The organism is Mycobacterium sp., from assembly GCF_035653355.1.
In the GTDB taxonomy this organism is placed as follows: Bacteria; Actinomycetota; Actinomycetes; order Mycobacteriales; family Mycobacteriaceae; genus Mycobacterium.
Map to the genome: position 1 here is coordinate 1 of NZ_DASRBZ010000329.1, position 6,723 is coordinate 6,723.

The 6,723-nt window shown below is 66.3% G+C and carries 8 protein-coding genes and 1 pseudogene; 2 read left to right on the forward strand and 7 right to left on the reverse strand.

What is annotated here, in order from left to right; genetic code table 11:
- Together VFA16_RS11410 and VFA16_RS11415 are read left to right on the forward strand one after the other, a co-directional pair.
- On the forward strand, positions 1-855 hold an 855-nt coding region (locus VFA16_RS11410; RefSeq protein ID WP_324967914.1), incomplete at its 5' end, for an SDR family oxidoreductase.
- Between the two features lie 44 nt (positions 856-899).
- Positions 900-2,267 carry a deoxyribodipyrimidine photo-lyase gene (locus tag VFA16_RS11415; protein ID WP_324967915.1) on the forward strand — a complete coding sequence of 456 codons (1,368 nt, stop codon included), beginning with the start codon at positions 900-902 and terminating at the stop codon, positions 2,265-2,267.
- 19 nt (positions 2,268-2,286) lie between these two features.
- Here the strand turns inward: VFA16_RS11415 and VFA16_RS11420 are convergent, their stop codons facing one another.
- The 7 genes and pseudogenes from VFA16_RS11420 to VFA16_RS11450 all read right to left on the reverse strand — a co-directional run.
- Entirely contained in the window at positions 2,287-2,652 is a 366-nt protein-coding gene (locus VFA16_RS11420) for a DUF2784 domain-containing protein (protein ID WP_414687696.1), read from the reverse strand.
- 17 nt (positions 2,653-2,669) lie between these two features.
- Complete coding sequence (locus tag VFA16_RS11425; protein ID WP_324967916.1) at positions 2,670-3,668, reverse strand: DUF5914 domain-containing protein; 999 nt, start codon at positions 3,666-3,668, stop codon at positions 2,670-2,672.
- A complete protein-coding gene (locus tag VFA16_RS11430; protein WP_324967917.1) occupies positions 3,668-5,188 on the reverse strand; it encodes an FAD-dependent oxidoreductase in 1,521 nt (506 codons plus the stop codon). The genes VFA16_RS11425 and VFA16_RS11430 overlap by 1 nt, the downstream gene beginning before the upstream one ends.
- Positions 5,185-5,910 (reverse strand): class I SAM-dependent methyltransferase, encoded by a 726-nt coding sequence (locus VFA16_RS11435; RefSeq protein ID WP_324967918.1) that lies wholly within the window; start codon positions 5,908-5,910, stop codon positions 5,185-5,187. Before VFA16_RS11435 ends, VFA16_RS11430 begins: the two co-directional genes overlap by 4 nt.
- A complete protein-coding gene (locus tag VFA16_RS11440; protein ID WP_324967919.1) occupies positions 5,897-6,202 on the reverse strand; it encodes a lycopene cyclase domain-containing protein in 306 nt (101 codons plus the stop codon). Before VFA16_RS11440 ends, VFA16_RS11435 begins: the two co-directional genes overlap by 14 nt.
- Positions 6,199-6,522, reverse strand: coding sequence for a lycopene cyclase domain-containing protein (locus tag VFA16_RS11445; RefSeq protein ID WP_324967921.1), 324 nt, complete (start codon positions 6,520-6,522; stop codon positions 6,199-6,201). The genes VFA16_RS11440 and VFA16_RS11445 overlap by 4 nt, the downstream gene beginning before the upstream one ends.
- Positions 6,519-6,723 (reverse strand): annotated as a pseudogene (locus tag VFA16_RS11450) (phytoene/squalene synthase family protein); the annotation flags it as partial. The gene VFA16_RS11445 and the pseudogene VFA16_RS11450, both read right to left, overlap by 4 nt.

Genomic DNA, 6,723 nt, shown 5'->3' on the forward strand with positions numbered 1-6,723 from the left:
GGCCCCGACACATTCACCTACACCCAGATGATCCGCAAATACGCCGCGATCGCTGGGCTGCGGCGCCGCATCGCGGTTCCGGTGCCGGTCCTGACGCCGTGGCTGTCGTCGCAGTGGGTGAACCTGATAACCCCGATTCCGCGCGTGCTGGCGGTGTCACTGATGGAGTCATTGGAAAACGACGTCGTCTGTGCCGATCACGACATCGCGGAATACATTCCCGACCCGCACGGCGGGCTGACCCACTACGAAGACGCCGTGGAACTGGCGCTGGCGTGTGCGCGCGAGGGTCAGCTGCGCACCCGCTGGTCTCGACCCGACGCCGACAAAGCACCATCGCGACCGCTGCCCACCGATCCGCAGTGGGCCGGCGGGTCGTTACACGCGCACCTGTGTGAACGCCGTGTCGATGCCGATCCCGAGAGGCTTTGGCATCGCGTCGAATCGATTGGCACCGAACATGGATGGCCGGCCGCGCCGTTGGCCTGGGCGCTGCGGGGGTGGATCGGCCGGGTCGCCGGGGTAGCGGGGATCAGGCCCGCACGTCGCCGTCCGCACCGCCTGCATCCCGGTGAGGCCCTGGATTGGTGGCGCGTCGAACACGTCGACCGGCCACATCTGGTGCGGCTGCGCGCAGATCTTCCGCTGCCAGGTCGGCTATGGCTTGAGCTGTCGGTACGCGACGACGGCAATGGGCGAAGCATTTACCGCCAGCGCGCGCTTTTTCAGCCCTACGGCCTTGGCGGCGAGGCATTTTGGGCGGCATCAGCACCGTTTCGCGACGTGATCTTCGGCGGTATCGCCCGCGACATCACGGCAGCCGCCGCACAGCTGGCCGACCGGGCTGAGGTGTAGCACATTGCGCTGCAACGCTCCAGCGGCGCGGAAAGGACACCACCATGGCCGTAACGATGGCATTGTTCACCAGAGACCTGCGCGTCTATGACAATCCGGCTCTCAGCGCCGCACACCATGCGGGTGATCGGATAGTGCCGCTGTTCGTGCTCGACGAAGCAATCCTGTCGAGCAGCTATATGACCCCCAACAAGGCCGGCTTTTTGGCCGCCGCCCTCGCCGAACTCGACGACGAGCTGCGACGCCGCGGCGGACGACTGATCGTGCGTCGCGGATCGGTGGTCAGTGAAGTCGAGCGCCTTGTGGCGGAACACTCGATCACAGAAGTCCACGTGGCTTCTGATGTCAGCTCTTATGCTGCACGCCGCGAACACCGGTTGCAGGAGCGGCTCGCCCGGCACGGTTGCAGCCTGAAAGTGCACTCGGCAAGCGTCACCGTGTCCGAACCGGGCGAGCTGACGCCGGCCGGGGGACACGATCACTTCGCGGTTTTCACGCCCTATTACCGCAAATGGCTACATGCCGTCACCCGGCGTGTGCTGCCCGCACCATCGAAGCTGAAGGTCGTTGACACGCAGAGCGAGCCGCTACCATCGGCGAGCCAAATATCTCCCCGGCCGCCTTCGCCCAAATTGAGTGTCGGCGGGGAAACCACGGCCAGACGGCGGGTGAAGGCCTGGCTCGGGGCACCGGTCGACGAGTATCACAGATACCACGACGACCTGGCCGCCGACGCCACGTCGCGACTGTCGCCGTATCTGCACTTCGGGTGCATCTCACCGGTGGAGCTGGTCTATCGCAGCCGGTCGTCGACCGAGGGATGCGCGGCGTTCATCCGCCAGATCGCTTGGCGGGACTTCTATGCCCAGCTGCTGGCCGCGCGGCCCGACACCGCTCGGAAAGACTACCGAGGCAAAAACAATGGCTGGCAGCAGAACTCCGATCTCTTCGACGCGTGGTGTCGGGGCCGGACCGGATATCCCGTCGTCGACGCCGGGATGCGCCAACTCGCTGCGGAAGGGTGGATGCACAACCGGGCGCGTCTGATCACTGCCAGCTTCTTGACCAAGACGCTGCGGCTGGATTGGCGGCTTGGTGCGCAACACTTTATGAGCCTGCTCGTCGACGGGGACGTGGCCAACAACCAACTGAACTGGCAGTGGGTGGCCGGCACCGGGACCGATACCCGCCCCTACCGGGTGCTCAACCCACTGCGGCAAGCCGAACGCTTCGACGCCAACGGCGACTATGTGCGACGCTGGGTTCCCGAACTCGCCCACATCACGACGGGGAAGGTGCATATGCCCTGGGAACTCGGCCCGAGCGCGGCACCGGATTATCCGCCTCGCATCGTCGACTACCGTGCGGCTGTCGCTGCATCACGCCAGCACCAGCGGCATGCGTCTGGATGAGCCGAGAGCTTGCGGCGGCCTACTTTCGGCGTAGCTGGCTCGAGCAGAACACGGTCCATGAGACGCCGGCCGCCATAAAGGCGAGCAACTGTGCGCTGCCGGTGCGATTCGCCGGATAGCACACACCGGCGATGTAGCGGTCAATGAAGCCGGATGCGGGTAAGGGATTCATGCCGGCCCGGCTTCGCGCCCACTGCTCGAGCTGGGTCAGCGGACACGGAAATCCCAACGCGACAACGCCGGCACCCCAGACGACGGCCGGTACATGCAGCAGCATGCTGCGCGGCCAACGCAGCGCCAAGAAGCCGCCGCTCGGCAGATAGAGCAAGTAGGCGAAGTGGGCGCCGACGGTTGCGCCGACGACGGTGGAATACAGTCTGTTCACCGCTGGTCGCGCCACGGCTACGTCGCACCGGTCCGCAGCCGGTAACGCCGCTCGGCATATGCCAAGTCGTCTTGCCAGAGCCGGGCGGCGGCATGGCGCATCAGCCACGCGATCAGCGGGCCGGCCCTGCGTGCCCGCCGAAAGCCCGGACGGTCGGAGTGCGCGATCGCCGCTTCGATCACCGCAGTGCGGCAACGGCCGGCGGCATCCAAACCGACCGGGGTGGCGTGGGTTTCGACAACGCTGCCCGTTCCTTCACCATCGACGATGCGCATGACGATCGTGCGCGCCTCCGGGCTGGTGAATTCGGCGACGGTCGGTACCCCCAGGCGGCCGACGCGGAACGTCACAGCGACCAGGAACCGGTCAGCCTCCTCGGTCGGATTGGTCAGCACCTTCAGCCGGGTGAACGAATACGGGTGGTACCACGCCCCATGCCAGGGATCGAGCCGGTTGGCGATGACGTCTTCCGGCTCGCAGACACCGACCATCCGCGCGACGGCGGGCAGGACGTCGCCTTCTGGCCGAGCGGGAATCACCGGCCGCTCCAGCGGCGCTTCGCCGCCGGCGTCATCGAGGCGCACCCACGCCAGCACACCGTCGTCGTAACTGGGGAAGGTCTTCCAGTCGCATCTTTGCGCGTCGGGGTTTAGCGTTAATCCGTGCCAGCGGCAGATCAATGCACCCTCGTGCACGGTCGCGGTGGCCAAATCCGCACCCATGTGCGGACATGCACCCGGGCCGACATGCAGCCGGTCATCGTCTCCTCGCCACGCGACTAATTCGACGCCGGCGACCCGGGTGCCGAACGGGCGGCGGCGGTGCACTTCTCGGCTTGCGGCAAACGCATACCAGTTGCCGGTGGGCCTGCTCTGGGATCGGTGCAGCGCGGCGTCGATAATCGCCGGCTGCGCATCGCGGTATGTCGGGTGCTGCGCGGCCCACTCGCCGCTCGGAACATATTGCAAGGGCCAGTCTTTGGGCCAGCGTCGGCGCAGGTGGCCGCTGAGGTTCATCAGCTCGCCCGCCTTTCCCCAGTGGCCAACCGGCGCAGCAGCGCCGACCGTCCCCGGTTGGGAACGGTGCACAGCGGGTGGCCGGCGAGTCCCCACTGCGTCAACAATCGGTTTGCCGCCGACCAGCCGGTGGTGGCTGCGCGTTCCATCAGGGCGACCGGCAAATCGATGCGGATGCCGTCTCCGGCCAGGACCAGACCCGGCTGGGGTGTCGTCACACCCGGCCGGTGCGCATGGGTACCGGGCGCGAACAGTGGACAATCGCTTCGGCACAGCATCTGTTGCCGAACCACCTGTGCGGACGCGGTTTCCGGATAGACCGCGTGCAGCTGCCGCAGCATCTCCGCATCTGAAACGGCGGATTGCACAGCGTAGGAGTGAAGCTCCACAACGGAGCCGCGATGTTGTTGTGACCAGCGGGCCGCTTCGCGTTCGTAGCGTTCCAGCACGCTGATGTTGTCCAGCGGTTCATGGCCGGCGGTTCCCAAAAAAGCAGACCGCTGCGAATCGACCGCCCGGTCGAGCCACAGCCGGTGCACCGCAAACGGTGGCGCGGTGCGCAGCCGCCGTATCCGTGCCCGCCACAGATCGTCGCCAAGCTCGGGCGATGCAGCCACGATCCGCTGCAGACCGGACACATCTGTGGCCAGCACGACAGCGTCGCAGTCGAGGCTTTCACCGGAATCAGTTTGTACCCGGAGCGCTTTCGACGCACCGGGGCCGATGCTGGCCACCCCAGTGCCCAGCCGGAACCGCACACCGAGCTCTGACAGGTAACGCTGTAGCGGCCCCCACAACGCGGTGTCGAAGTTCGCGTTGGCGACATCGAAGATCAGGCCCTCGCTGGAGCCGAGGAAGTAGATGTGAAACATCGTCGCCAGTTCGGCGGCCGACAATTGGCCGGGCTGGGCGAAGAAGCTGCGCGAGAACACCTCGAAAGCCAGATGGCGCGCCGCGTCAGGAAAATTGACGGCCTTCAGGAACGTTTCGGCATCGAGGTGGTCGAGCCGTCGGTAGATGTCGGGCACAGACACCGCGGCCAACGGCGCCGCCGCCCGGGCGTTGATCCGGGCCAGGTCCCGCAGCCGAAAAGTGGGGCTGCGCAACGCAAATACGAGCGCATTCCAGGGAGGCGTGCGAGGCAAACCGCGGAAGCTGTCGCGTCGGCCTGCGCCGTCGATGAGCGGATAATCCTCGACCGCGGTGAGCATGGACAGCTGTGGGTCGACCCGGCGCAGCAGCGCCCGCAAGTTGTAGTACTGGCGGAAGAATGCGTGAAATCCGCGGTTCATCGCCCATTGTGCGCCGTCGTGCTGTTCGGTCCAGCCGCCGACTCGACCGCCGAGGTAGTGCTCCCGCTCGACGATGTCGACCTGGATTCCTCGTTCGGCGAGTCCGGTAGCGCCGGCCAGTCCCGCGATGCCGGCGCCGACCACGACGGCGCGCGGCCGGGTGGGCAGCGCGTCGGCGTTGGGCAGACCGGGCGGCGCCGGATGAATCTGGTGACGGCGATCGGTCATCGAGGCGCACCCCCGAGGAAGGTGTGCACGATGTTGGTTTCCCAGCCGGGCATGGTTTCGCTGTGCACCGCGGTGAACCCGGCGTCAACTAGCCTGTCGCGGAACCGAGATGCCCCGTCGAAGGCCAAAACGCTGCGCCATAGATAGCGGTACAGCGTCGTGTCGCGGGTACGCCACCAGCCGGCGGGAATGATGATGCCCCAGCACACCGCATGCCATACCCAGGTGGCGGCGCGCGAGTCACGCACCGAGTACTCGTGGACCGCCAAGGTGCCACCCGCTCGCAGCAGCTTGCGGAAAGCCCGCAGTTGACTGTCCGGATCGGCCAGGTTGCGCACGAGGTAGGCCGCGAAAATCGCGTCGAACGGTCCGGTGACGCCGTGCTCGCCAAGTTCTTCTACCGGGGTGTGCACGAAGCGCACCGACGGCGGCCATTGTTTCGCCAGCGCCGCGTCGAGCATGCCTTGTGACGCGTCGACCGCGACGATGTCGGCGTGCGGGGCGACGCTCAGCAGGGCTGCCGTCGATGCCCCGGTCCCGCAGCCAGCGTCGAGGAGCCGTAGCCCTCGACCTTGGTCGGTCAGCCGCAGGCGTCGCGCTGAAAGACGAAGATGCGCATGGTATTCGGGGTTGGCGCTGACGAGCCGGTCATAGGCTGCGGCGCCCGCGTCGAACGCGGCGGGCACGTCGCCTGGTGCCAGGCCGGCGCTACCGGCGCGCACGTTGGCGCTCCCAGAGCAGCAACACGGCGGTGACGACGGCGAAGCCGAACAGGAAATCTTCGATTGGGATGTCGAACGGGAATCGCATGCCGCTGATGTGGCGATCGTCGTACATGACGATCGGCGCGCGCAGTTTCGTCAACCATCCATCGACCAAGATCTGAAATCCGAAGACGATCAGCATCGACAACCAGTAGGCGCTGCGGCGGAAGATTCCGGTGTGCATCACGGCGAATTCGAGGATGCACACCGCGAGCACCGCGAGAACGGCGGGCGCGGTATAGCCGATCATCGTCGGTTGGCCCGGTCCAGGATGGCGCTCACCGCGTTGTAGGTCAGCAGTGCGCACAGCGGAATGACGATGAAGAACAACACCTCCTCGATCGGGACATGAAAGGGGATGAAGGCGCCGAGGATGTAGGTGGGATTGTACGTCCAAACATGCGCGGCGATCGCCGCCTCATCCCACAGTAAAAACACTGCGGCGACGGGTAGCACCGCGCGCACGACCCGCAGGGGTTGGCGGTACACGCCGGGGCCGAAGAACTCCAGCGGCGCTGTGATCGCCAGGCATGCGGCGAGGACGAGCAGGTATTGCCACCGGTCCATCAGGAGCTACCTGGTTGGTTAGCTCCGGTCTGCTGCAAGGTGCGAGCCTGCCACGAATGAACTAGGCCCGCGCCTGCGACCCGTAGCCGGCGGGCGGTGCCGACGGTGGCGCGTTGGCTGAACACCGCGAAGTCGCTGTCCTCGATGCGGTCCAGAATCTCCGAGTACAGCGTCAATGCGGTTGCCACGCAAGGGCGCGAGCGC